Origin of the sequence: Streptomyces prunicolor (genome assembly GCF_045162825.1) — a bacterium.
Classification (GTDB): Bacteria; Actinomycetota; Actinomycetes; order Streptomycetales; family Streptomycetaceae; genus Streptomyces; species Streptomyces prunicolor.
This window is the reverse complement of the sequence record NZ_CP108676.1, coordinates 2876994-2902126: the sequence shown is the minus strand read 5'-3', so window position 1 is coordinate 2902126 and position 25133 is coordinate 2876994. Positions and strand designations below refer to the sequence as shown.

22 protein-coding genes and 1 riboswitch are annotated in these 25133 nt (G+C 69.6%); of the genes, 16 read left to right on the top strand and 6 right to left on the bottom strand.

The annotated features are described in order from the left end of the window. Nucleotides 1-8 precede the first annotated feature (8 nt). On the top strand, nucleotides 9-1367 hold the full coding sequence (locus tag OG588_RS13095; RefSeq protein WP_405947420.1) for an Ig-like domain-containing protein: 1359 nt from the start codon (nucleotides 9-11) through the stop codon (nucleotides 1365-1367). 77 nt (nucleotides 1368-1444) lie between these two features. Here the strand turns inward: OG588_RS13095 and OG588_RS13090 are convergent, their stop codons facing one another. Continuing rightward, nucleotides 1445-1846 carry a hypothetical protein gene (locus tag OG588_RS13090; RefSeq protein ID WP_405947419.1) on the bottom strand — a complete coding sequence of 134 codons (402 nt, stop codon included), beginning with the start codon at nucleotides 1844-1846 and terminating at the stop codon, nucleotides 1445-1447. 157 nt (nucleotides 1847-2003) lie between these two features. Here OG588_RS13090 and OG588_RS13085 point away from each other — a divergent pair, with 157 nt between their 5' ends. The 7 genes from OG588_RS13085 (at nucleotide 2004) to OG588_RS13055 (ending at nucleotide 9866) form a co-directional block, all read left to right on the top strand. Further along, a complete protein-coding gene (locus OG588_RS13085) occupies nucleotides 2004-2624 on the top strand; it encodes a heme-copper oxidase subunit III (RefSeq protein ID WP_019067823.1) in 621 nt (206 codons plus the stop codon). Nucleotides 2625-2704: 80 nt separating this feature from the next. Continuing rightward, complete coding sequence (locus OG588_RS13080; protein ID WP_405947418.1) at nucleotides 2705-3514, top strand: c-type cytochrome; 810 nt, start codon at nucleotides 2705-2707, stop codon at nucleotides 3512-3514. Next, complete coding sequence (locus tag OG588_RS13075; RefSeq protein ID WP_405947417.1) at nucleotides 3511-4566, top strand: Rieske 2Fe-2S domain-containing protein; 1056 nt, start codon at nucleotides 3511-3513, stop codon at nucleotides 4564-4566. Before OG588_RS13080 ends, OG588_RS13075 begins: the two co-directional genes overlap by 4 nt. Then, nucleotides 4563-6212 carry a cytochrome bc complex cytochrome b subunit gene (locus tag OG588_RS13070; protein ID WP_405947416.1) on the top strand — a complete coding sequence of 550 codons (1650 nt, stop codon included), beginning with the start codon at nucleotides 4563-4565 and terminating at the stop codon, nucleotides 6210-6212. Before OG588_RS13075 ends, OG588_RS13070 begins: the two co-directional genes overlap by 4 nt. 136 nt (nucleotides 6213-6348) lie before the next feature. Continuing rightward, nucleotides 6349-7413 (top strand): anthranilate phosphoribosyltransferase, encoded by a 1065-nt coding sequence (gene trpD, locus OG588_RS13065; protein WP_405947415.1) that lies wholly within the window; start codon nucleotides 6349-6351, stop codon nucleotides 7411-7413. Between the two features lie 79 nt (nucleotides 7414-7492). Beyond that, a riboswitch (SAM riboswitch) is annotated at nucleotides 7493-7609 on the top strand. A gap of 165 nt (nucleotides 7610-7774) precedes the next feature. Beyond that, nucleotides 7775-9136, top strand: coding sequence for an aminotransferase class V-fold PLP-dependent enzyme (locus OG588_RS13060; protein ID WP_405947414.1), 1362 nt, complete (start codon nucleotides 7775-7777; stop codon nucleotides 9134-9136). Between the two features lie 10 nt (nucleotides 9137-9146). Next, nucleotides 9147-9866 (top strand): hypothetical protein, encoded by a 720-nt coding sequence (locus OG588_RS13055; RefSeq protein WP_405947413.1) that lies wholly within the window; start codon nucleotides 9147-9149, stop codon nucleotides 9864-9866. Here OG588_RS13055 and OG588_RS13050 read toward each other — a convergent pair. Then, nucleotides 9863-10144: an Lrp/AsnC family transcriptional regulator gene (locus OG588_RS13050; RefSeq protein ID WP_019062383.1), complete on the bottom strand. Its 282-nt coding sequence runs from the start codon at nucleotides 10142-10144 to the stop codon at nucleotides 9863-9865. The genes OG588_RS13055 and OG588_RS13050 overlap by 4 nt on opposite strands. Further along, on the bottom strand, nucleotides 10141-10926 hold the full coding sequence (locus OG588_RS13045) for a rhomboid family intramembrane serine protease (protein WP_405947412.1): 786 nt from the start codon (nucleotides 10924-10926) through the stop codon (nucleotides 10141-10143). The genes OG588_RS13050 and OG588_RS13045 overlap by 4 nt, the downstream gene beginning before the upstream one ends. Before the next feature lie 161 nt (nucleotides 10927-11087). Between OG588_RS13045 and OG588_RS13040 the strand changes: the two genes are divergently transcribed. The 5 genes from OG588_RS13040 (at nucleotide 11088) to OG588_RS13020 (ending at nucleotide 16437) form a co-directional block, all read left to right on the top strand. Beyond that, the gene (locus OG588_RS13040) at nucleotides 11088-11327 is read left to right on the top strand and encodes a hypothetical protein (protein WP_019062381.1); all 240 of its coding nucleotides are present in this window, start codon (nucleotides 11088-11090) and stop codon (nucleotides 11325-11327) included. A gap of 35 nt (nucleotides 11328-11362) precedes the next feature. Beyond that, entirely contained in the window at nucleotides 11363-12706 is a 1344-nt protein-coding gene (locus OG588_RS13035; protein WP_266878176.1) for an NYN domain-containing protein, read from the top strand. Nucleotides 12707-12916: 210 nt separating this feature from the next. Beyond that, nucleotides 12917-13951 carry an NlpC/P60 family protein gene (locus OG588_RS13030; RefSeq protein WP_405947411.1) on the top strand — a complete coding sequence of 345 codons (1035 nt, stop codon included), beginning with the start codon at nucleotides 12917-12919 and terminating at the stop codon, nucleotides 13949-13951. A 242-nt stretch (nucleotides 13952-14193) separates the two neighbouring features. Then, nucleotides 14194-15216 carry an NlpC/P60 family protein gene (locus OG588_RS13025; RefSeq protein WP_405947410.1) on the top strand — a complete coding sequence of 341 codons (1023 nt, stop codon included), beginning with the start codon at nucleotides 14194-14196 and terminating at the stop codon, nucleotides 15214-15216. 30 nt (nucleotides 15217-15246) lie between these two features. Continuing rightward, nucleotides 15247-16437, top strand: a complete 1191-nt coding sequence (locus OG588_RS13020; RefSeq protein ID WP_405947409.1) for a hypothetical protein — start codon at nucleotides 15247-15249, stop codon at nucleotides 16435-16437. 39 nt (nucleotides 16438-16476) lie between these two features. Here OG588_RS13020 and OG588_RS13015 read toward each other — a convergent pair whose 3' ends face one another. Further along, nucleotides 16477-17007: a PadR family transcriptional regulator gene (locus tag OG588_RS13015; protein WP_405947408.1), complete on the bottom strand. Its 531-nt coding sequence runs from the start codon at nucleotides 17005-17007 to the stop codon at nucleotides 16477-16479. Between the two features lie 94 nt (nucleotides 17008-17101). On the opposite strand from OG588_RS13015, the gene OG588_RS13010 reads away from it, so the two are divergent. Next, nucleotides 17102-18415 carry an MATE family efflux transporter gene (locus tag OG588_RS13010; RefSeq protein WP_405947407.1) on the top strand — a complete coding sequence of 438 codons (1314 nt, stop codon included), beginning with the start codon at nucleotides 17102-17104 and terminating at the stop codon, nucleotides 18413-18415. 149 nt (nucleotides 18416-18564) lie between these two features. Here the strand turns inward: OG588_RS13010 and OG588_RS13005 are convergent, their stop codons facing one another. Next, the gene (locus OG588_RS13005; protein ID WP_405953114.1) at nucleotides 18565-19800 is read right to left on the bottom strand and encodes a glycosyltransferase 87 family protein; all 1236 of its coding nucleotides are present in this window, start codon (nucleotides 19798-19800) and stop codon (nucleotides 18565-18567) included. 141 nt (nucleotides 19801-19941) lie between these two features. On the opposite strand from OG588_RS13005, the gene OG588_RS13000 reads away from it, so the two are divergent. Together OG588_RS13000 and OG588_RS12995 are read left to right on the top strand one after the other, a co-directional pair. Beyond that, nucleotides 19942-21084, top strand: a complete 1143-nt coding sequence (locus tag OG588_RS13000) for a glycosyltransferase family 4 protein (RefSeq protein ID WP_405947406.1) — start codon at nucleotides 19942-19944, stop codon at nucleotides 21082-21084. Between the two features lie 626 nt (nucleotides 21085-21710). Further along, nucleotides 21711-23291 (top strand): GMC oxidoreductase, encoded by a 1581-nt coding sequence (locus OG588_RS12995; protein ID WP_405953113.1) that lies wholly within the window; start codon nucleotides 21711-21713, stop codon nucleotides 23289-23291. 28 nt (nucleotides 23292-23319) lie between these two features. Here the strand turns inward: OG588_RS12995 and OG588_RS12990 are convergent, their stop codons facing one another. Then, on the bottom strand, nucleotides 23320-25116 hold the full coding sequence (locus tag OG588_RS12990) for an AMP-dependent synthetase/ligase (RefSeq protein WP_405947405.1): 1797 nt from the start codon (nucleotides 25114-25116) through the stop codon (nucleotides 23320-23322). Nucleotides 25117-25133 lie beyond the last annotated feature (17 nt).

Here is a 25133-nt window from a genome sequence, read left to right as displayed (position 1 = left end):
CTCGCTTCATGAGCCACAAAGTGTTCTTTCGGGGCGCAAAAGCCGGTGTCGAGAGGGCGACCGTGCTCAGCCCTTCGGGCCTCCGAGCGCTCACCCTCTCGACACCGGCGCGCCCGCGCACCCGCACCGTCGTCAGCTGCACCCTGCTGGTGATCTCCCTCGGTGCGGGCGTCACCGCCTGCGGGTCCGACGGCGGCAACCCGCTGTCGGCCAAGCCGTACGACGCGGCGGGGCAGATCTCCTTCAACGGCCCGTCGGGCAACGGCAAGAAGGTCGACCCGGACAAGCCCCTGGAGGTCACCGCATCCGGTGACGACGGGCGCATCACGGACGTCACCGCCATGGACGCCACGGGACGCTACGTCACGGGCGAACTCGCCGCCGACGGCACTCGCTGGCACAGCACCTCCCCGCTGGCCGCCAGCGCCCACTACACGGTCCGGGTGAGCACGGAGGACGAGGACGGCGCCCCCGGCCGCAAGGTCCTCACCTTCGACACCAGCAAGCCGACCGCCAAGAAGAGCCTGACGGTGAAGTTCGGCCCGGACGCGGGCGCGTACGGCGTCGGCCAGCCGGTCACCGCCCAACTGAACATGCCCGTCAAGGACAAGGCGCAGCGGGCCATCGTGGAACGCGCCCTCAGGGTGGACTCCGTGCCCGCCGTCGAGGGCGCCTGGCACTGGGTGGACGACAAGGAACTCCACTACCGCCCCAAGGAGTACTGGCCCGCCCACGCCACCATCCAGGTCCGCAGCGACCTCGACGGCGTGAAGATCAGCGACCGTCTGTGGGGCGGCAGTTCAAAGGGCCTCAAGCTCACCACGGGCGACAAGATCGTCGCTGTGACGGACGCCTCGTCCCACGAGATGACGGTCTACAAGAACGGCGAGGAGATCAACCAGATCCCCGTCACCACCGGCAAGCCCGGCTTCGAGACCCGAAACGGCGTCAAGGTCGTACTGGGCAAGGAGTACTTCGTACGGATGCGCGGTACCACCGTCGGCATCTCCGAGGGCTCCTCGGACTCGTACGACCTCCCCGTCTACTACGCGACCCGCGTCACCTGGAGCGGCGAGTACGTCCACGCCGCTCCCTGGTCGGTGGGCTCCCAGGGCTCCGAGAACGTCAGCCACGGCTGCACCGGCATGAGCACCAGCAACGCCGAGTGGTTCTTCGACACGGTCCACGAGGGTGACGTCGTCAAGGTCGTCAACTCCAACGGCGACGAGATGGAACCCTTCGGCAACGGCTTCGGCGACTGGAACCTCGGCTGGAAGAAGTGGCGGGGCGGCAGCGCACTGGTAGGCGGAACACCGGATGGTCCCAGGCCGGAAGACGCGGCACGTTTGCGCCCAGAGTCAGCGTGACCCACGTAGGGGCGCGGGGAACTGCGCGACCAGCCACATACGGCCCGCAGTCGCCAAGAACCCAGCGCCCCACCCCACTAGGCGCTCAAGGCCCGCTTCTCACGCAACAGAGAGGCAAGAGAGGCCGCGAACTCAACGGGATCCACCGGAAGGGTCACCGCGGCCTCCGCACGGCTCCAGGTGGCGAGCCACGCGTCCTGAGGCCGCCCGATGAGCACCAGCACCGGCGGGCAGTTGAAGACCTCGTCCTTCACCTGGCGGCACAACCCCATGCCCCCCATCGGCGAGGACTCCCCGTCGAACACACAGACATCGATCCCACCCCGGTCCAGTTCCTTCAGAACCGCCGCGGGCGTGGCGCACTCCAGGAACTCGACCAACGGCGCGTCCGGAGCCGGCCGCTTGCCGGTGGCCAACCGCACCTGCTCGCGGGTGTTGGAGTCATCGCTGTAGACCAGCACCGTGGCGGTCGCCTGCATTCTTCCTCCCAAGGTCCGTTGCGCGGATGCTACTCCTCTGAACACCCCGTCAACACCTGTTGGAACACCCCTGCGATGGGCCATACGGGCAGTACACACGCTGCGGACACTCCGAACGGCACCCCCCGGAGTGAGGGCGGGATAAGCGACCGACATAATGTCGGTCGTGGCGACAGCAACGACAGTAGAAACCGGGCACGCGCACCCGTCGGTCAACCGACCGAACCTCACCAGCGTCGGAACCATCATCTGGCTGAGTTCCGAGCTGATGTTCTTCGCGGCCCTCTTCGCGATGTACTTCACCCTGCGATCGGTGACCGGTCCGGATCACTGGAAGGAGATGGCGAGCCATCTCAACCTTCCGTTCTCCGCGACCAACACCACGATCCTGGTGCTCTCCTCCCTCACCTGCCAGCTCGGCGTCTTCGCCGCCGAGCGCGGGGACGTGAAGAAGCTCAGGGGCTGGTTCATCATCACGTTCGTGATGGGTGCGATCTTCATCGGCGGTCAGATCTTCGAGTACACGGAGCTGGTGAAGAAGGACGGCCTGTCGCTGTCCTCCGACCCGTACGGCTCGGTGTTCTACCTGACCACCGGCTTCCACGGCATGCACGTGACGGGCGGCCTCATCGCCTTCCTGTTCGTCCTCGGACGCACCTACGCGGCAAAGAGGTTCACCCACGAACAGGCGACCGCGGCCATCGTCGTGTCCTACTACTGGCACTTCGTCGATGTCGTCTGGATCGGCCTCTTCGCCACGATCTACTTGATCAAGTAGTCGGGCCCGATCCCGCGCGCAGCCAAGAAGCGCACTTTCCAGAAGCATCGACGCAGAAGATCCTGACACCGGGGTAATCCGTGAAAAAGCTCTCCACACGACGACGCCATCCGCTGGCGGCGGTCGTCGTACTCCTCCTCGCGCTGGCGGCAGCCGGAGGGGCGTTCAGCCTGCTCGCGCCCGCGAGCAAGGCGCAGGCCGACGAGTCGGCTCAGTCCCTCTCCATCGACGAGGGCAAGAAGCTCTTCGCCGTCGGTTGCGCCAGCTGCCACGGCACCGGCGGTCAGGGCTCCTCCGACGGGCCGAGCCTCGTGGGTGTCGGCGCCGCGGCGGTCGACTTCCAGGTCGGCACCGGCCGGATGCCGGCCCAGCAGCCGGGCGCTCAGATCCCGGCCAAGAAGGTCATCTACTCCCAGGCCGAGATCGACCAGCTCGCGGCGTACATCGCCTCGCTGGGCGCCGGTCCGGTCATCCCGACGAAGAACGAGTACGGGCCCGCCGGTTCGGACATCGCCAAGGGTGGCGAGCTGTTCCGCACCAACTGCGCCCAGTGCCACAACTTCACCGGCAAGGGCGGCGCGCTGACGCACGGCAAGTTCGCGCCGGACCTTGAGGGCGTTGCCCCGAAGCACATCTACGAGGCCATGCAGACCGGCCCGCAGAACATGCCTTCCTTCCCCGACACCACGCTGTCGTCGAAGAACAAGAAGGACATCATCGCGTACCTCAACGCGGTCAACGGTGACGACACCGAGAGCCCCGGCGGCCTTGAGCTGGGCGGTCTCGGTCCGGTCAGTGAGGGTCTCTTCGCCTGGATCTTCGGTCTGGGCGCGCTGATCGCGGTAGCCGTCTGGGTCGCCGCTCGGACCGCAAAGGCCAAGAAGTCATGAGTAGCCAAGACATTCCAGAAGAGAACCTGCCCGCTGAGCAGGACGCGCACGGCGCGGTGTCGGTCGCGGACGAGCAGGACCCGTTCGCCGACCCGGGACTGCCGCCGCATGAGCACCGTGTCCAGGACATCGACGAGCGGGCCGCCAAGCGGTCCGAGCGCGTCGTGGCCTTCCTGTTCACGCTGTCGATGCTCCTCACGGTCGGCTTCATCGCCTCGTACGTGGCGATCCCGCACGACAAGGCGATCTTCGTCTTCCCGATCGGTCACATCAACGCGCTCAACTTCGCGCTGGGTCTGACCCTCGGTGGAGCGCTCTTCACCATCGGCGCGGGCGCGGTCCACTGGGCCCGCACCCTGATGTCCGACGTGGAGGTCGCCGACGAGCGGCACGCGATCGAGGCGCCCCCCGAGGTCAAGGCCAAGGTTCTGGCCGACTTCAAGGAGGGTGCCAAGGAGTCGGCGCTCGGCCGTCGCAAGCTGATCCGCAACACGATGTTCGGCGCGCTGGCCCTGTTCCCGCTCTCCGGCGTCATGCTGCTGCGCGACCTCGGCCCGCTGCCGGGGACGAAGCTCCGCCACACCATCTGGTCCAAGGGCAAGCTGCTCGTCAACATGAACACGAACCTGCCGCTGCGTCCCTCGGACGTGGCCGTCGGCTCGCTCACCTTCGCCAAGCCCGAGGGCCTGGAGGAGACCGACGAGGAGTTCCAGACCGAGATCGCCAAGGCGGCGCTGATGATCGTCCGGCTCCAGCCGGACAACATCAAGGACAAGCGCGAGCTGGAGTGGGCGCACGAGGGCATCGTGGCCTTCTCGAAGATCTGCACCCACGTGGGTTGCCCGATCTCCCTGTACGAGCAGCAGACGCACCACGTGCTGTGCCCGTGCCACCAGTCCACCTTCGACCTCTCCGACGGTGCCCGAGTGATCTTCGGCCCGGCCGGTCACGCCCTGCCGCAGCTGCGCATCGGCGTGAGCGACGAGGGCTACCTCCAGGCGCTCGGCGACTTCGAGGAGCCCGTCGGTCCTGCATTCTGGGAGCGCGGATGAGCACCAACGAGACGCACACATCGGCCGCGGCGGGCGAGCGGCGCGACAAAGCACCGGCCGGCGAGAAGATCGCCGACTGGGCGGACGGACGCCTCGGGATCTACTCCCTGGCCAAGTCCAACATGCGCAAGATCTTCCCCGACCACTGGTCGTTCATGTTGGGTGAGGTCTGCCTCTACAGCTTCATCATCATCATCCTCACGGGTGTGTATCTGACGCTGTTCTTCCACCCGTCGATGAACGAGGTGACGTACCACGGCAGCTATGTCCCGCTCCAGGGACAGCTGATGTCGGAGGCGTTCAACTCGACGATGCACATCTCCTTCGATGTGCGCGGCGGTCTGCTGATCCGGCAGATCCACCACTGGGCGGCGCTGATCTTCCTCGCCGCCATGTTCGTGCACATGATGCGCGTGTTCTTCACGGGTGCGTTCCGCAAGCCGCGTGAGGTCAACTGGCTGTTCGGCTTCCTGCTGTTCGTCCTGGGCATGTTCACCGGCTTCACCGGTTACTCGCTCCCGGACGACCTGCTCTCCGGCACCGGTGTCCGCTTCATGGAGGGCGCGGTCCTGTCCGTGCCGATCGTCGGCACGTACCTGTCGTTCTTCCTCTTCGGCGGAGAGTTCCCGGGCGGCGACTTCGTCGCGCGGTTCTACTCGATCCACATCCTGCTGCTGCCGGGCATCATGCTCGGCCTGGTGGTCGGCCACCTGATCCTGGTCTTCTACCACAAGCACACGCAGTTCGCGGGCCCCGGAAAGACGAACAACAACGTCGTCGGCATGCCGCTGCTGCCGGTCTACATGGCCAAGGCCGGAGGCTTCTTCTTCCTGGTCTTCGGTGTCATCGCGGCCGTCGCGGCGATCGCCTCGATCAACCCGATCTGGGCCATGGGTCCGTACCGTCCGGACATGGTGTCCACGGGCGCCCAGCCCGACTGGTACATGGGCTTCTCCGAGGGCCTGATCCGCTTCATGCCGGGCTGGGAGATCAACTTCTGGGGCCACACGCTCGTCCTGGGCGTGTTCATCCCGCTGATCATCTTCCCGCTGGTCCTGGTCGCGATCGCGGTCTACCCGTTCATCGAGTCCTGGGTCACCGGCGACAAGCGCGAGCACCACATCCTGGACCGCCCGCGCAACGTCCCGACCCGTACGGCCTTCGGTGCCGCGTGGATCTCGTGGTACTTCGTCCTGCTCGTCGGTGGCGGCAACGACATCTGGGCCACGCACTTCCACCTGTCGATCAACTCGATCACCTGGGCGGTGCGCGTCGGCTTCTTCGTGGTGCCGGTGCTGGTCTTCATCGCCACCAAGCGGGTCTGCCTCGGCCTTCAGCGCCGCGACCGGGACAAGGTGCTGCACGGCCGCGAGTCCGGCATCATCAAGCGCCTGCCGCACGGTGAGTTCGTCGAGATCCACGAGCCGCTCAGCCAGGACGCACTGCACACGCTCACCGCGCACGAGCAGTACGAGCCGGCCGCGATCGGCGCGACGGTCGACGCGAACGGTGTCGAGCGCAAGGTGAAGGGCTCCCAGAAGCTGCGCGCCAAGCTGAGCGAGGCGTACTACGGCGAGGAGTCCCAGATCCCCAAGCCCACCGTCGAGGAGTACAAGGAGATCACGAGCGGCCACGGCCACCACTGATCGCTGAGGCGTCGCCACGCCACAGTCGAAGGGCCCCGTCCGAACACCGGACGGGGCCCTTCGCCGTGTCCCGCGCTGGATAGGGTGGGGACCGCATATTTCCAACCATGTTTCTACGACACTCAGGAGCGGCCGTATGAGCGCTGTGACCCCCGCTGGAGGCGACACCGCGGCGGCCCGTTCCTGGCCCGAGGTACTGAACTCCCTGCTGTACGGCCAGGACCAGGACGCCGACGCCACGTTCTGGGCGATGGACCAGATCATGCGCGGTGAGGCGACGGACGCGCAGATCGCCGGGTTCGTGGTGGCGTTGCGGGCCAAGGGCGAGACCGTCGAGGAGATCACGGGTCTCGTGCGCGCGATGTACGAGCACGCGAACGTGATCGAGGTGTCCGGGAAGACGGTGGACATCGTCGGCACCGGCGGCGACGGCGCCAAGACGGTGAACATCTCCACGATGTCCTCGATCGTGATCGCCGGCACGGGCGCGAAGGTCGTCAAGCACGGCAACCGGGCCGCGTCCTCCGCGTCCGGCGCCTCCGACGTCCTGGAGCGTCTCGGCGTCAACCTGGAGCTCACCCCGAAGCGGGTGGCCGAGGTCGCCGAGGAGGCCGGGATCACGTTCTGCTTCGCGGTCAAGTTCCACCCGGCGCTGCGTCACGCGGGCGCAGCGCGCGGCCAGTTGGGCATCCGTACGGTGTTCAACGCACTGGGCCCGCTGACCAACCCCGCCAAGGTGCGGGCGCAGGCGGTCGGGGTCGCGGACCCGCGGATGGCGCCCATCATCGCGGGCGTCTTCGCCGAGCGAGGGAACTCCTCCCTGGTGTTCCGCGGCGACGACGGCCTCGACGAGCTGACGACCACGGCGACTTCCCGGGTGTGGATCGTCCGCGACGGCAAGGTCACCGAGGAGTCCTTCGACCCGCGGGACGTAGGCCTCGAACTGGTCCCCGTGGAGGCCCTGCGCGGCGCCGACCCCGAGTACAACGCCGACGTCGCCCGGCGCCTCCTGGACGGCGAGACGGGCCCGGTGCGGGACGCCGTACTCCTGAACTCGGCGGCGGCGCTGGTGGCCCTTGAGGCCGGGGACGGGCCGCTGGCGGACCGGATCAGGGCCGGGATGGTGAAGGCGGCCGAGTCGATCGACTCGGGGGCCGCGAAGCGCACGCTGGAGCGCTGGGCGGCGGTCAGTAACGCGTAGCGAGTCCGAGGTGGCTGTCGTCCCGCGATCCGGACACGGGTTGCGGGACGACGATCACCTCGCGTAAGTTTTCTGACCAGGTCATGAGTGACAGTCATGAGGCCCCGGCCGACTGTCCGGCAACCCTCCGTCCGTGGCGGGGTGCCCCGGGTGAAGACCAGGCCGTAGGCAGCGAGGTCTGCGGCAAGCGCGGGCCCCTCGAAAGACACCAGGGGTCCTGGTCTCGAGGGAGCCCTCTGTGAGCAAGCGAATGCGATAGGGCGCGAAGCCCCCACTCCGCACATCCCCTTTTCACCCTTTCCTGCGCCGAAGCCATGTCCGCTCGCGCAGTGAATTCGCCTGCCTCTTACGGGAGTTCGCCATGTCTGTCTCCACCGTTGCCGCCGCCCGGACCATTTGTGCCCCGCTGTCCGTTCTCGGCCGGGATGTCACCGTCCCGCTCGTCACGGGCGGCGAAGTCACCTACGCGGCGCTCGACTACGCGGCCAGCGCCCCCGCCCTCCAGCGCGTCTGGGACGACGTGGCGGCCTACGCCCCGTACTACGGCAGCGTGCACCGTGGCGCCGGCTACCTCTCGCAGCTCTCCACCGACCTGTTCGAGAACGCCCGCAGGACGGTCGAGGAGTTCCTGGACTGCCGCCCCGACGACCAGCTGATCTTCACCCGCTCGACCACGGACTCCCTGAATCTCCTCGCCGCGGCGCTCCCCGCCGACTGCCAGGTCTTCGTCTTCGAGACCGAGCATCACGCGTCCCTGCTCCCCTGGAAGGACGCCCGGGTCACCTACCTCAACGCCCCGCGCACCCCGGCCCAGGCCGTCGAGACCTTGGAGCGGGCCCTCGCCGCCCGTGACCCGCAGGGCCCGGCCCTGGTCTGCGTCACCGGCGCCTCGAACGTCACCGGCGAGCTGTGGCCGGTCCGTGAACTGGCCGCCGCCGCGCACGCCCACGGCGCCCGTATCGTCCTGGACGCCGCCCAACTCGCCCCGCACCACCCGGTGTCCGTCCAGGACCTCGACGTCGACTGGATCGCCTTCTCCGGCCACAAGCTGTACGCCCCGTTCGGCTCGGGCGTCCTGGCCGGCCGTGCCGACTGGCTCCAGGCGGCCGACCCCTACCTCGCGGGCGGCGGCGCCAGCCGCAAGGTCTCCCGGCGCGAGGACGGGGGAGTGGACGTGGAGTGGCACGACAGCGCCGCCCGCCACGAGGCCGGCTCCCCGAACGTCATCGGCGCCTACTCCATCGCGTCGGCCTGCAAGGCGCTGACGGAGGCGGGCTTCGACACGCTGGTCGCCCGCGAGCAGCACCTGATCGAGAAGGTACGGGCGGGCCTGGCCGAGGTCCCGGAGGTCAAGGTGCTGTCGCTGTTCGGCGACGACGCCCCGCGCGTCGGCGTGATCTCCTTCGTCGTCGACGGCTGGAACAGCTCCCATTTCGCCGCCGCCCTCTCCGCCGAGTACGGCATCGGCGTCCGCGACGGCCTCTTCTGCGCCCACCCCTTGCTCCGCACCCTCCTGGGCACCGACCCCCAGACCCAGGGTGAGTGCGGCGCCCCGGAGGCCGCACCGGGCGAGAAGTCCCTGAACGCGATCCGCGTGAGCTTCGGCGCGGGCACCCCGGACGAGCACGTCGAGCGGTTCGTGACGGCGGTACGGGAGCTCGTGACTGACGGCGCGAAGTGGAACTACCGTACGCAGGACGGCCGTTGCGTGCCGGCCGTGTGACCATCCAGGGGTGGGGATACCACCTGGGGTGAGCGGAGCGGCGGCGGCCGAAGGCCTGGGCGAGCCGCTGGGCGAGGCGGTTGTACGGCGTGCGCCGCGGCTCCTCGGCGGGAAGCGGGTCCACCTGTACGAGGAGGGACTTGTCCTCGGGTCCGGTGTGCGGGTCCGTCGCTGGGCGGACGTGACGCGCTGGCGCTCCACCGTCGACGTGATCGTCACCAGCAACGAGCAGAACGACAGGGCTTGGTACACCTTGGCCCATCGACACCTGCTGCGGTTCGGCGACGGGACGGAACAGGGCTTCCTGCTCGACGAGCGGCGGACCGAGCTGGGGCCGATGGTCGTCGAGCCCTTCGAGAACCTGCGGATCCGGTCCGCCGCCGAGCACGTCCGGAAGCGGGTGGCCGAGGCTCAGGCACCGGCGATGCTCGACCGGATCGAGAAGGGCCGGCAGGTCACCTTCGGCCCGCTCACGGCGGACGCGCACGGGGTGTTCGTGCCGGGCGGGCTGCTGGTGTACCGCTGGGCCGAGATGCGGGAGCCGTATCCCGCCGTCGACCTGCCGGACTTTCCCGTGCCGTCGTCATGGTGGCTGCGGCCACGAGACGTCCGGCTTGTGCTGCTGGGCAAGGACACAGACGGCAACCCGCACCGCACCGAGGTAACGGCCTGGGAGGTCGTGGACTGGGGTGCGCTGGTCGCCCTGTGGAAGCGGCTGCGCGCCCGCTAGGAGTCCAGCCCAATAGCGAACGCAGCCTCAAGGTCATGCTGCGAGTAAGTCCGAAACGCCACGTGCGTATCCGTCCCCTCCACCCCGGGGATCTTGCTGATCCGCCCAGGAATCACCTCGGCCAGATCCTCGTGCTGCCGCACCCGCACCATCGCGATCAAGTCATACGTCCCGGTGACGGAGAAGACCTCGCTCACGGATTCGAGCGCGGCGATCGACTCGGCGATCTCGGGAATCCGGTCCACGCTGGTCTTGATGAGGACGATCGCGGTGATCACGGCTGGTTCTCTCCCTCGGGGACCGTTACTGGGGCGGGCCCAACTCTAGTCGCCCGCCCGTCTCCCGCCACCGCCCTTCCAAGGCCGCCCTTCGGGCCCTTCTTTTTCCTGAATCTCACCCACGCGTAGCCGAACCCCAGCGTGAAGCCCACCAGGTGGGCGAGGTACGCCACACCGGGCCCCTGCGCTGCCTGGCCCGCCGCCAGCCACTGAAGGGCCACCCAGAACGGCAGCACGACCCACGCGGGGAAGCGCAGCGGCAGGAAGAAGAGGAAGGGGAGGAGGCTCGTCACGCGCGCCCGGGGGAACAAGTACAGGAACGCCCCGAGGACCGCCGAGATCGCCCCGGACGCGCCGACCAGGGACTGAGCGGAGTCGGCGTTGGCCACCGCGTAGCCCAGCAGCGCCAGGTAGCCGCAGACCAGGTAGAACAGGGTGAACTCGACCCGGCCAAGACGCTCCTCGGTCATCGTTCCGAAGACGTAGAGGAAGAGCATGTTGCCGAGGAGATGGACCCAGCTGCCGTGGATGAAGAGGGCCGTGACCGGGGTCAGGGCCTCGCGGGCGGGGCTCGCGAACAGGTCGGCCGGGACCACGCCCCAGCGGTGGAAGTACGCCCGCTGTGCGGCGAGCAGCGCGTCCCCGGTGCCGTAGGACGGGACGAAACCCGAGGCCGGGCCGAGGACGAAGATCAGGCAGCACAGGCCGATGAGGGTGTACGTCATGGGCGCCGACGTGCCGCGGAACGTCCTGACGAGGGCCGGGCCCCAGTTGCTGATCATGGTTACAGAGCATGACGTAACGGGGCGTAGCAGCACAGAGTGCCTCGCCGCTGTGGACGGCCGAGCGGCGAGTACCCGCCAGGCCGTAGGGTTACGAGCCACACTCGCCGGGGAAACCGGCGATCACGGAAACTGGAACAAGAAGGAAGCGGACAGCCACGATGACGGTTCCCCTGCCGACTGCCTCCACACGGTGGCGCTGCACCCTCTGCGGCAACCTCACGCGCTTCGACGTGACGCGCTCGTCGAAGGTCGTGGAGTACCTCCACCTGGACCTGGCCGGAGAGCCGAACGTGGAGGAGCGCGAGGTGGTCAGTGAGACCATCGAGTCGGTGCGCTGCCGCTGGTGCAACGCCGTGGATCAGGTGGAACTCGTGGACAGGCCGGGCGCCGGCTCCTGAGGGAGTGGCCCCGCACAGGCATTGGGGTGTGAGGGATGGTGGAGAACTCAGGCGGGGGGCCGGGCGACGGCGCCGCCGAGGTGCTCGACCGCCCGCTGCCCGACGGCGTGCGGAGACGAGTCGTACAGATCGTGTCGGACAGCTTCGGTGGCCTCACTGTCGCCGAACTGCCCGCGCAGCTACGACAGTACGCCCGCTTCGCCCCCAACCGGCGCGCCAAGTTCGCGGGCAATGCCATGGCCGCCGCGCTGGAGACCGATCCGCTGTTCCGGCAGCGGATCGGGGAGAAGCTCAGGGAGGCCCAGTCGGAGCTCGCCGGCGCTCTCGACTCCGGCTCGCCGCCCCCGGCCGCGGATCCGCTCGACGTGGCGGCCGCGGCCTATGTTCTGCGCCCCACCGGCTGGGTGAAGCTCGTGACCGCCGCCGGCGAGGAGGCGCTGCGCGCCGACGCCGAGCGCGCGGACGAGGAGAGCCGGGCCGAACTGGAGCGGCTGCGCGAGGAGTTGGCGCAGGCGCGGGACGCGACCCGGGCCGACACCGAGCGGCTGCGCACCGAGCTGGACGCGGCGAAGAAGGAAGCGGACTCGCTGCACCGCAAGCTGCGTGCCGCCCACAGCGACGTCAAGCGCGGCGAGGCCGCCCTGCGCAAGCTGCGCGCCGAGACGGACACCGCGCGCGCCGAGGCGCAGACCCAGGTGTCCGCCGCCGAGAGCGAGAGCCGCCGCCTCAAGGCCCGGCTGGGTGAGGCGGAGGCGGCCCTTGAGGCCACCCGCAAGGCCGCCCGTGAGGGGCGCAGCGTCGAGGACATGCGGGTACGGCTGCTGCTCGACACCGTGCTGGAGTCGGCCCAGGGGCTGCGGAGAGAGCTGGCCCTGCCGCCTGTTTCCGTACGGCCCGCCGAGACCGTCGACGCGGTCGAACCGGGACGGATGACGCCGAAGGACATCGCCGCGCGGGCGCTGTCGGAGAACGACCCCGCGATCCTCGACCAGTTGCTCGCGCTGCCGCAGGCCCACCTGGTCGTCGACGGCTACAACGTCACCAAGACCGGCTATCCCCAAATGCCCCTGGAGAAGCAGCGGTTGAGGCTGCTCGGGCAGCTCTCGCAGCTCGCCGCGCAGACCGGCGCCGAGGTCACCTGTGTCTTCGACGGGGCCGAGCTGGCCGCGCCCGTGCTGCTCGCGCCGCCGCGCGGAGTGCGGGTGCTGTTCTCCAAACCGGGCGTCACCGCCGACGAGTTGATCCGCCAGCTGGTGCGCGCCGAGCCGCCGGGGAGGCCCGTCATCGTTGCGTCGACCGACCGCGAGGTGGCCGACGGCATCGCGAAGGCGGGCGCCCGGCCCGTCGCTTCTGCGGTACTCCTCAAGCGACTGTCGTGAAGGTCAACGTACAGGTTTAATGCCGGAATTGACCGAACCGTCACGCAACGTAGCGTCAATCGACCATCACTGCATGTTGGTTATGTGCAAAGAATGCTTTGAGTGACGGCATTTTTTCGTGTGAGGATTTGAACTGATCACAGGAACGTCACTAGGGTCAGGCCTCGAACCTCCGAACGGGTGATCACTCAATAGAAGGAGCTCGACTCCGTGGCGTCCCATCGTCGACCGAAGCAGCCGAGCCGCACGCGCGTCACTGTGCTGACCACCGCAGCCGCTGCCGCCGTTGCCTTCAGCGCTCAGGCCGCCAATGCCGCGCCGAGCGAGAAGCCCAGCAAGGACGAGGTCAAGTCGAAGGTCGACGCCCTCTACGAGCAGGCCGAGCAGGCCACCGAGAAGCTCGACGGGGCCCAGGAGAAGCAGGAGAAGCTCCAGAAGGAGATCTCCACCATCCAGGACAACGTCGCCCGCGGCCAGGAGGAGCTCAACAAGCTCCGGGACGGCCTCGGCACGATGGCGAGCGCCCAGTACCGCACCGGCGGCATCGACCCGTCGATCCAGCTGTTCCTGTCCTCGGACCCGGACACCTATCTCGACAAGGCGTCCACGATGGACCAGTTGAGCGCCCAGCAGGTCGAGGCGCTCACGAAGATCCAGGGCAAGCAGCGCGAACTCGCCCAGGAGCGCGCGGAGGCGAGCAGCAAGCTCAAGGACCTCTCCGCCACCCGCACCGAGCTCAAGAAGAAGAAGGACGAGGTCAAGAGCAAGCTGGCCGCGGCCCAGAAACTGCTCAACACCCTTACCGCCAAGGAGAAGGCGGCCCTCGACGCGCAGCAGGCGCAGGCCGCCAACCGCTCCAGCTCACGCGTGAACCTCGGCAGCACCGGCTCCGCCTCCAGCCGTGCCGCCGCCGCCTTCGCCGCCGCCCAGTCCGTGATCGGCTCGCCGTACGTCTACGGCGCCTCCGGACCGTCCTCCTTCGACTGCTCCGGCCTCACCTCGTGGGCCTACGCGCAGGCGGGTGTCTCCATACCCCGCACGTCCGAGGCCCAGGCCAGCGCGGGCACGATCATCTCCAGCGAGAGCGACCTGAAGGTCGGCGACCTGGTCATCTTCTACGGCGACCGGCACCACGTCGGCCTCTACGCCGGCAACGGCCAGGTGCTGCACGCCCCGCACACCGGTGCCGTCGTGCGCTACGAGTCGATCGGCAACATGCCCTTCCAGTTCGGCGTCCGGATCTGATCCGGGCTCGTCCGGTTCCTCTCCGGTCGTTCTCCGGCCCTTGCGCACCGCCCGAACGGGCGAATTACGACACACCAGGCTGACTCCACGCCCCGCCGATGACCTGCGTCATAGGCGGGGCGTCACGTTGTGTGCCCGCGCCGGTCTTTGGCCCGCACCCCTTCACAGAGCTACTGTCTGGCGCGTTTCCCCGCACCGGGGGAGCGGTCCGTGTCCGCCAGCGGAAGGAAGTGCGGCTTCCCGTGGGATCCCGTCGTCGCCTTGCACCGTCCGGGTTCGACCGAGGCGCCAGCGCCGCGGTCTGTGTCCTGTCCGCCGCCGCAGCCGCCCTCGGCGCCATGCCGGCCACTTCCGCCGTCGCCGCGCCGCACGACGACTCCCGGGCCGAGGTGGACCGGCTCTATCAGGAGGCCGAGCAGGCGACCCAGGCCTACGACAAGGCCGACGAGAACGCCGGGGAGCTGCACCGGCAGGTGAGCGACGCCCAGGACCGGATCGCCCGGCAGCAGCAGCGCATCAACACCATGCGGGACGCGCTGGGTTCACTCGCCGGCGCCCAGTACCGCTCCGGGGGCATCGACCCCACCGTCGCGCTGCTGTTCTCCGACGACCCGGCCGACTACCTCGACAAGGCCTCCGTCCTCGACCGCATCACCACCCAGCAGGCGGGCCAGCTCAAGGACCTCCAGGAGGCCATGCGCGAACTCGCCCAGGAGCGCACCGAGGCCTCCGGACACCTCGCCGAACTGGAGCGCAGCCGCAAGGCCGTCGCCACCCACAAGAAGACCGTCGAGCGGAAGCTGGCGAAGGCCAGGCAACTGCTCAACCGGATGCCGCTCGCCGACCGCGCCTCCTTCGACCGGGCCTCCCGCTCCTCCCGCGTGGACATCCCCGACCTCGGCGCCGGCGTCCCCTCCTCGGGCCGCGCCGCTGCCGCCGTGGCCGCCGCCCAGTCCGCCCTCGGCAAGCCGTACGTCTGGGGCGCCACCGGCCCCGGCGGCTTCGACTGCTCCGGCCTCATGCAGTGGTCGTACGCCCACGCGGGGGTGCACCTCCCGCGCACCTCGCAGGAACAGCGCTACGCCGGCCACCAGATCCCGCTCTCCCAGGCCCAGCCCGGCGACCTGGTCACCTACCGCTCCGACGCCAGCCATGTCGGCATGTACGTCGGCAACGGCCAGGTCATCCACGCCCCCTACCCCGGTGCGCCGGTGCGCTACGACCCGGTCGGCATGATGCCGATCTCGTCGGTCACGAGGGTCTGAACCGGCGCGAAAGGGTCGTACGATCGGGAAGTGACTGGTCGTAGGCGGGCGTCGCGCTCCGGAGTGCTCGCGCTGTGTCTGCTGCTCGGCTCGCTGGTGGGGTGCGGCGGACAGCCGGCGGCGAACAGCGCGAAGGCGGCGGTCCAGAGCCTCCTCGACCGGCAGTCCGCGGCCGTCCTGCACCACGACGGGGCGGCGTACGCGCGGACCGGCGCGCGCACCGCGTACGAGAACCTGAGCGCCGTACCGCTGGCGTCCTGGTCCTACCGGCTCACCTCGCTGCACCGCACCGGCGCCACCGCGACCGCCGACGCCCAGCTGAGCTACCGCGTCAAGGGCTACGACACCGCACCCGTCACGGTCGGCCGCGCGCTCACCCTCCGCCTCACCGCCGACGGGCAGTGGTACGTCGCCTCCGACAAGCCCGCGAAGAAGTCCGGCCAACAGCTGTGGGACCAGGGGAAGGTGAGCGTCGTCAAGGGCGCGCACAGCCTGGTGATGGGGGTCGGCCGGTCCGTCGACAGCCTGCGCGACTTCCGCGCCCTCGCGGACCACGCCGTACCGGCCGTGTCGGCCGCCTGGGGCACGGACTGGACCCGGCACGTCGTCGTGCTCGTCCCCGGCTCCCTGGACGGCATGGCGGGGCTCCTGGGCTCACCCGCGGCCTCCTACCGGGGCATCGCCGCGGTGACGACGGGGGAGGCGGGCGGTTCGGGCAGCGCGCCGGCGGACCGGATCATCGTCAACCCGGACGCGTACGCGGTGTTGGGCTCGGTGGGCAAGCAGGTGGTCCTGACCCACGAGACGACCCACGTGGCCACCCGGGCCCACACCACCGCCGCCACCCCCCTGTGGCTCTCGGAGGGCTACGCCGACTGGATCGGCTACCGGGGCACCGGCCGCACCCCGACCCAGGCCGCCCCGGAACTCTCCCGCGCGGTCCAGGACGGCGACCTCCCGACCGGGCTACCCACCGACAAGGACTTCGGCTTCAGCAGCGAGGCGACGGAGCTCGCGCGGGCGTACGAGGGTGGGTGGATGGCCTGCCGGATGATCCAGGACCGGTGGGGAGTCGACCAACTGGGCAAGTTCTACAGGGCGGTTGGCTCGCATCAGAAGCGGGCGGGGGCGGTGGAGGGCGCGATGAAGAGCGTTCTCGGGGTGACGCTGGAGGAGTTCACGGAGCAGTGGCGGGACTATCTTCGGGCTCAACTCACCTGATCCGGCAGCTGGTTCATCCTGGCTGATCCGGTCGCCGGTTCAACTCGGCTGGTCCAGTTGGGAGATGGCCTCGGTCAGCCACTCCCGCTCGGCCGCGCCCGTGGCCCGCGCGACCCGCAACATGCCCTGCCGGAACAGGTCCTGGGTCTCCTCCGCCCGTACGGGCTCGCCGTCCCGGTAGAAGAAACTCGCCGGGGTCTGGAGGAAGTCCAGGCGGCGGCGCAGCACGGCGGACTGCTCGTGGGGGTCGGGCAGGTGCCGTAGGAAGGCCAGGACCGTGTTGAAGCGGACATGGTCGGTGATCTCGGCCGGCTTGGGGTGTCCGAGCCGCTCCAGGAGGTCCTCGCGACCCTTCTCGGTGAGGGACAGGACCCGGCGCGGGGCCGCGCTCGTGCCCTCCTCCGTGTGCTGGTCGAGTTTGCCGGCGGTGACCAGGCGGGTGATCGCCGGGTAGAGCGCGCCGTCGCTGACCGGGCGGACATGGCCGCTCAGTGCCTTGATGCGCTCCTTCAACTCGTAGCCGTGCAGCGGCTGTTCGGCCAGGAAGCCGAGGATCGACAGCTCCAGCATGTTTCTCCTTGCGTGCTCGATGCGGCCATGATACCTCTAACCGAGCTACCTCGATTAGAGGTATTCAGCTCGCGTCGAGGGGGATCCGATCGCCGTGAACAGTCACCGCAAGCAGCTCGTCTCGCTCGCCCACCCCGTCTATCTCTCGCTCCTCGCCTCCGTCGCCGCCGGGATCATCAACACCGTCTGGGTCTCCCGGCTCGGCGGCCCGGCCGTCGCCGCCGTGGCCGTCGCGACCAACACCGAGAACGTGCTCCTGGGTGTCGCCCTGGTCTTCGCCTCCGGTACGACGGTGCTGGTCGCCCACGCGAGAGGCGCCAGCGACCCGGCCGCGCTGCGCTCCGCGGTCCGCGGCGGCTGGGCCCTGTGCGCGCTGGTCACCCCGGTGGTCGTCGCGTCCGGCTTCCTGCTCCGGGAACCATTGGCCCGCCTGCTCCTCGGCGCCGCGGGCCCCGAACTCCCGCTGGCGGTCGCCTACTTCACCATCTCCCTCCCGGGTGTCGCGGTCTTCTACGCCCAGCAACTCGTCGACGGCATCCTCAAGGGCACGGGCGACACCCGCACCCCACTGCGCCTGGCCCTCCTGGCCAACGGCCTGATCCTGGCCTGCGACCCGTTCCTCATCCACCTCTACGGCGTCCGGGGCGCCGCCGTCTCCACCGTGCTGTGCCGGGTGGTCGCGTTGGGGGTGGGGCTGCGGGCGCTGCGCCGAAATCCCTTGCTGCGTACGGAGGTTGCCCCCGCCGAGTCACTCCCCGCCGCGTTGCGCCGCACCGTCACGACCGGCCTGCCCATGTCCGCCGACTTCACCGTCCGGCAGACCGGAACGCTGCTGCTGGTCGCGATCGTGGCGCGGCTCGGGGTGACGGCGGTGGCCGCGTACGCCATCGCCTACAAGGTCCTGTACGTCGCGACGATGGCCTTCTACGCCGTGCGCCAGGCCGCCGCCATCCACACCTCGCAACTGCGCGGCGCGGGCCGGGACGAGCGGCGCGCGGTCGGCCGGGAGGCGCTGCTGGTGTCCGGCGCGGTGGGCGCGACGGCGGCCGTCCTGCTCGCCGGCACCGCCCCCTGGATCATGGCCGCCTTCGGCGCCGGCCCCCAAGTCGCCCACGAGGGCGTCCTGTTCCTCCGCTGCGTCGGCCCCTACCTCCTGCTGATGGCCTGCTTCATCGCCCTCGGCGGAGTCTTCGAGGGCAGCGGCGGAGCACCGGCACTGCTCCGCGTGACGCTGCTCGGCACGACGGTCCAACTCCCGTTGGCGTACGGCCTGTCGGGGCTCGGTCTGCCCGGGGTGTGCCTGGCGTTGGCGCTCGCGATGGGGGTGCAGTGCGGGGTCGTTGCGGTGCTCTTTCGGCGTGCGCGGTGTCAGGAGGAGGTCGAGGGTGCTTTCGAGCGGGTCGCCTGAGTGGGGAGAGGCGGTACGTCCGCCAGGGTGACCGAGCCTCGCCGCAGTGGCCCAACTCCGTTCGGCGTATGGGCTGTTGGGGGAGTCGGTGCTCATGAGGGGTGTGCGGGATGCGGTGGGCGCGGTCGGGGGGTGCGGGCACGCGCGGTTCAGGAGGACGTCGAAGGCGCCTTCGACCGCGTCGCCTGACTCGGCAGCGGCGGCACGTCCGCCCACGTCACCGACGCTTGCCACAACTCCCGTGCGCCGGTGATCGCCGCGGCCACCAGGAGGCCGTTGCGTACCAGCAGCAGGGTGATGCCCAGGGCGTCGCCGGCGACCACGTGGGCGAACCAGATCGGGAATTCCAGGACCGTGACGAAGGCCGCCGCCAGGACCAGGCCGACCGGGAGGCGCATGCGGCTGGCGCGGAAGCAGGAGCAGACGGACGCGAGGCCGATCAGCCAGACGACGTACTGGGGGCTGATGACCCGGCTGGTGACCGTGAACATCAGGACCGCCACGAAGGCCGCGTCCGCGAGGGTGTGGGGCAGGAAGCGGGCCGCCATCAGGCGCCAGAGCATGAGCCAGCCGAAGGCCAGCGCGGTGAGGCCCAGGGCTGCCGTGCTGACCCAGTTGACGTAGGGGCCGACGAACTCCACCGAGCCGTAGTTCAGGAGCACTTGGCCCTGCCAGCCGAAGTGGCGGGCCACGTGGAAGACGAGCGAGCCGAGCGACTCCACCTCCGTGCCCCGCTCGCGCTGGAAGGTCAGGAAGGCGAACGCGCCCGGCATCGACACCGCGAACAGGGCAGCGATCGCCGCGACCGTCACCGCTGCCGCTCCCCATGCGCGGCGCTTGACGGCGCCGAGGAGGAGCAGTGCCGGCCAGACCTTGAGGAGTGCTCCGAAGCCCGCCAGCGCCCCCATCACGCGCGGATGCCGGGAGCCCGCGAGCAGCGCGGCCACGGCGACCGCGGTCACCATCACGTCGTAGCGCGCGTACACGGTCGGGCCGAGGAGTGGGACGCCCGCGATCCAGACCCAGGCGCCGCGGAGGGTGCGGCCGGGGCGCAGGCCCGTGTAGAGGAGCAGGGCCAGGACGGTCAGGTCGGCCAGGAAGGCCAGGACGAAGAACGCCGACGCGTAGTCCAGGAAGCCCAGCAGGGCGGGGGAGAGGATCGGCAGGGCGGCGGCGGGCGGGTACTGCCAGGTGACGTCGTCCAGCGGGAAGCCGCCGTGGCGGAGCGTCTCGTACCAGCCCTGGTAGATCACCGACACGTCGCTGGTGACGTCCGGGCCCGGGAACACGAGCACCTTGAAGACGAACAGCAGGAGGACGACTCTGGTCAGGCCCCAGGTTCCCAGCAGCGGCGCCAGCCGCCGTCCCGCGCCCGCGATCTCCACCTGAGCCCCTGTTCCGTGCTGTGCCGTGCCCTGCCTGCCGATGTGGGGCACATGTTCTCCCGATCTGCTGTGCGATGGCCATGAAGCGCGGCCGTGCCGGGCTGTGCGGGCTCGTCCGGTAGGGCCGGTAGGGTCTGCCGCGTGCGCAAGACCCTGATCGTGACCAATGACTTTCCGCCCCGGCCCGGTGGCATCCAGGCTTTTCTGCACAACATGGCGCTGCGCCTGGAGCCCGAGCGGCTCGTCGTCTACGCCTCCACCTGGAAGCGCGGCCGGGAGGGCGCCGAGGCGACGGCCGCCTTCGACGCCGAGCAGCCCTTCACCGTCGTACGGGACGCCACGACCATGCTGCTGCCGACGCCCGCCGCGACCCGCAGGGCCGTCGGGCTGCTGCGGGAACACGGGTGTACGGCGGTGTGGTTCGGGGCGGCGGCGCCGCTCGGGCTGATGGCGCCGGCGCTGCGGAAGGCGGGCGCCGAACGGCTGGTGGCCACGACCCACGGCCACGAGGCCGGGTGGGCGCAACTGCCCGCCGCGCGTCAACTCCTGGGCAGGATCGGGGAGTCGACGGACACGATCACCTACCTCGGGGAGTACACGCGGTCGCGGATCGCCCGTGCGGTCAGTCCGGAGGCGGCGGCGCGGATGGTCCAACTGCCGCCCGGCGTCGACGAGAAGGTGTTCCATCCCGGTTCCGGTGGTGCCGAGGTGCGGGAGCGGCTCGGGCTCACCGACCGGCCCGTCGTCGTGTGTGTCTCACGGCTCGTGCCGCGCAAGGGGCAGGACACGCTGATCCTCGCCATGCCGCGCATCCTGGCCCGGCAGCCCGACGCCGTGCTGCTGATCGTGGGCGGCGGGCCGTACGAGAAGGAGCTGCGGCGGCTCGCGCGCGAGACCGGGGTCACCGACTCCGTGCGCTTCACGGGCGCCGTGCCCTGGGCCGAACTCCCCGCGCACTACGGCGCCGGCGACGTCTTCGCGATGCCCTGCCGCACCCGGCGCGGCGGCCTCGACGTCGAAGGCCTCGGCATCGTCTACCTGGAGGCGTCCGCCACCGGGCTGCCCGTGGTCGCCGGTGACTCCGGCGGGGCGCCCGACGCCGTGCTCGACGGTGAGACCGGGTGGGTCGTGCGGGGCGGTTCCCCGGAGGAGGTCGCCGACCGGATCGTCGCGCTGCTCGCGGACCCGGAGTTGCGGCAGAACATGGGGGAGCGGGGTCGGCGGTGGGTCGAGGAGCGCTGGCGCTGGGACCTCCTCGCGGAGAAGTTGCGGGGGTTGTTGTAGGGGCGCCATCCGGGGTGCCGGGTGAGGTGGTCGGGCGGGTGCGGGTGCGTGGGGGCTGGTCGCGCAGTTCCCCGCGCCCCTGAAGACGGGGGGTTCACCCAGGGCCGCATCGATCCGCGCCCCGGGCAACCCCGCTGCCCCTAGGGGCGCGGGGAACGGCGCGCCCAGCCACGCACAACCCGCATCCGCCCGAATCGATCAACTGGCACCCCGGACGGCGCCCCGAGGAGAGCACGGCCTCTCGGCGCAACCCCGCTGTTTTTAGGGGCGCGGGGAACGGCGCGCCCAGCTACACACAACCCGCACCCGCCCGAATCGATCAACTGGCACCCCGGACGGCGCCCCGAGGAGAGCACGGCCTCTCGGCGCAACCCCGCTGTTTTTAGGGGCGCGGGGAACGGCGCGACCAGCCCCCACGCGCCCGCACTCGCCCGAATAGCTCACTTGGCACCCCGGATGGCGCCCCAAGCCCCCTAACCCGCACCCGCCCGACCACCCCACCCCGCACCCCCGATGCCGCCCCAAAACCGCCGCAGCCCCTTGGCGGAACCGAATAATCCGCACATGCTGCGCGCATGACAGCAAAACTGACGCAGCATCAGCTGACGAGACGTCAAATCCTGGGCATGATCGCCCTCCAGACCGCCGCCACCGCCGGTCTCACCCGTATCGGCCTGCAGTCCGCGCAGGCCGTCGAACCCGCCGCCGTCGAAACCGCCCCCGCGATCGTCGTCGGCTCCGGCTACGGCGGTGCGGTCGCCGCCCTCCGCCTCGGCCAGGCCGGCATCACCACCCTCGTCCTGGAGATGGGCAGGCTCTGGAACACCCCGGGCGCGGACGGCAAGGTCTTCTGCTCCACCGCCGCCCCGGACAAGCGCTCCATGTGGTTCAAGACCCGCACCGAGGCACCGCTCGCCACCTTCATGTGGCTGGACGTCGTCAACAAGGACATCACCGCGTACCCGGGGGCCCTGGACCGCGTGCACTACGACAGCATGTCCGTGTACGTCGGACGCGGTGTCGGCGGAGGTTCCCTGGTCAACGGCGGCATGGCGGTCACCCCGCTCCAGTCGTACTTCGCCGAGCAGTTCCCCACCGTGGACGCCACCTCGATGTACGGCACGTACTTCCCGCGGGCCCGCACGATGCTCGGCGTCAACACCGTCGACCCGACCTGGTTCGAGTCGACGGAGTGGTACCAGTTCACCCGCACCTCACGGAAGGCCGCCACCAACACCGGCCTGAAGACCACCTTCGTGCCCAACGTCTACGACTTCGGCTACATGCAGAAGGAGGCGGCGGGCACCGCCACCAAGTCCGCGCTCGCCCAGGAGGTCATCTACGGCAACAACTACGGCAAGAAGAGCCTCGACAAGACCTACCTCGCCTCGGCGCTCGGCACCGGCAAGGTCACCATCCACACCATGGAGAAGGTGAAGGCCGTCACGCGGGCGAGCGACGGGTCGTACGTCCTGACCGTCGACCGGATCGACGACACCGGCACGGTCGTCGAGACCAAGCAGTACAGCTGCACCTATCTGTTCCTCGGCGGCGGCAGCCTCGGCACCACCGAACTCCTCGTCCGCGCCCGGGACACGGGCACCCTGCCCGCGCTCAACTCCTCGGTCGGGGCGGGCTGGGGGCCCAACGGCAACACCATGGTGGGCCGCGCCAACCAGATCTGGGACACCACCGGCGCCAACCAGTCGACCATGCCGGTCATGGGCATCGACGACTGGGCCAACACCGACAACCCGGTCTTCGCGGAGATCGCCCCGCTGCCCATCGGGTTCGAGACCTGGGTGAGCCTCTATCTGGCGATCACCAAGAACCCCCAACGTGCCTCGTTCACCTACGACTCGGCGAGCGGCACGGTGAAGCTGGGCTGGACCGCGGCCCAGAGCGCGGTCTCGGTCGCGATGGCCAAGAAGCTGTTCGACCGGATCAACTCGGCCAACGCGACGCTCTACCGGTACGACCTGTTCGGCTCGACCAGCAAGGTGTTCGCGGACGACTTCTGCTACCACCCGCTGGGCGGCTGCGTGTTGGGCAGCGCGACCGACAACTACGGCCGGGTGAAGGGGTATTCGAAGCTGTACGTCACGGACGGCTCACTGGTGCCGGGCAACATCGGCGTGAACCCGTTCGTCACCATCACCGCGCTCGCCGAGCGCACACTGGAACGGGTCCTCGCCGAGGACTTCTGAACCGTCAACCGATGCCCCAACTACCCGTCTACTTCTGGTAGATGGCCTCAATCTCGTCCGCGTAGTCCTTCGCCACCACATTGCGCTTGAGCTTCAGGGACGGCGTCAGGTGGCCCGACTCCTCCGTGAACTGGGAGGACAGAATGCGGAACTTCCGCACCGATTCCGCCTTCGACACCGCGGCGTTGCCGTCGTCGACCGCGTCCTGGATCGCCTGCAAGAGATCCGGGTCGTCTCGCAGCGACGCCGCGGTGGCACCCGCGGGCTTGCCGTGCTCGGCGGCCCAGCGGCCCAGGAACTCGTCGTCGACCGTGATCAGCGCGCCCACGAAGGGCCGCCCGTCGCCGACGACCATGCACTCCGCGACCAGCGCGTGTGCGCGGATGCGGTCCTCGATCACGGCCGGGGCGACGTTCTTGCCGCCCGCGGTGACGATGATCTCCTTCTTGCGACCGGTGATCCTGAGGTAGCCGTCCTCGTCGAGGGTGCCGATGTCGCCGGTGTGGAACCAGCCGTCGGCCAGCGCCTCGGCCGTAGCGGCCTCGTTGTTCCAGTAGCCCTTGAACAGGTGCTCGCCGTGCAGCAGCACCTCGCCGTCGTCCGCGATGCGCACGACCGAGCCGGGCAGCGGCTGCCCGACCGTGCCGATCTTCGTCCGGTCCCAGGGGTTGAAGGCGGTGGCGGCACAGGACTCGGTCAGCCCGTAGCCCTCAAGCACCGTGAAGCCGATGCCGCGGAAGAAGTGACCCAGGCGCTCGCCCAGCGGGGCGCCGCCGGAGATCGCGTACTCGCCCTTGCCGCCGAGCACCGCGCGCAGCTTGCTGTAGACGAGCTTGTCGAAGGTCTTGTACTTGATCTTCAGGCCGAGGGACGGACCCGCCGGGGTGTCCAGCGCGCGGCTGTACAGGATCGCGGTGTCGGCCGCCTTGTCGAAGATCTTGCCCTTGCCGTCCGCCTGCGCCTTGGCCCGCGCCGAGTTGTAGACCTTCTCGAAGACACGCGGCACGCCGAGGATCAACGTCGGCCGGAACGAGGCGAGTTCGTCGGTGAGGTTCTTGATGTCCGGGACCAGGCCCAGCTTGATCGGCGCCATCATCGGCGCGATCTGCACCAGCCGCCCGAAGACGTGCGCGAGCGGCAGGAACAGCAGCACCGAGCACTCGCCGGTGCGGAACAGCGGGCGCAGCCGCTCGACGATGTTGCCGCACTCGGCGAAGAAGCTGCGGTGGGTGAGCACACAGCCCTTGGGCCGGCCGGTGGTGCCGCTCGTGTAGACGATGGTCGCCGGGTCGTCGGCCTTCGCCTGCGAGCTGCGCTCCTCGACGGTCGCGTCGGTGACGTCCTTGCCCGCGCGGTCCAGCTCGTCGATCGCGCCGGCGTCGATCTGCCAGACGTGCTTGAGCGCGGGCAGCTGCGCGCGCACCGACTCGACGGCGGCGGCGTGCCCGTCCTGCTCCACGATGAGGGCGGTGGCCCCCGAGTCGCTCAGGATCCACTGCACCTGCTCCGGCGAGCTGGTCTCGTACACCGGCACGGTGATCCCGCCCGCGCACCAGATCGCGAAGTCGAGCAGCGTCCACTCGTACCGCGTGCGGGACATCAGCCCGACCCGGTCGCCGGGCTGGACACCGGAGGCGATGAGCCCCTTGGCGGCGGCGTGCACCTCGGCGAGGAAGACCGTCGCGGTCACGTCCTGCCAGCCGCCGTTCGCCTTGCGGGCGATCACGGCGACATCTGGGTGCTGCGCGGCGTTTCTGCGGACGATGTCGGTCAGGTTGCCGTCCGCAGGGACCTCGTACAAAGCCGGAAGGCTGAACTCGCGCAAGACTGCTGCTCCTCATA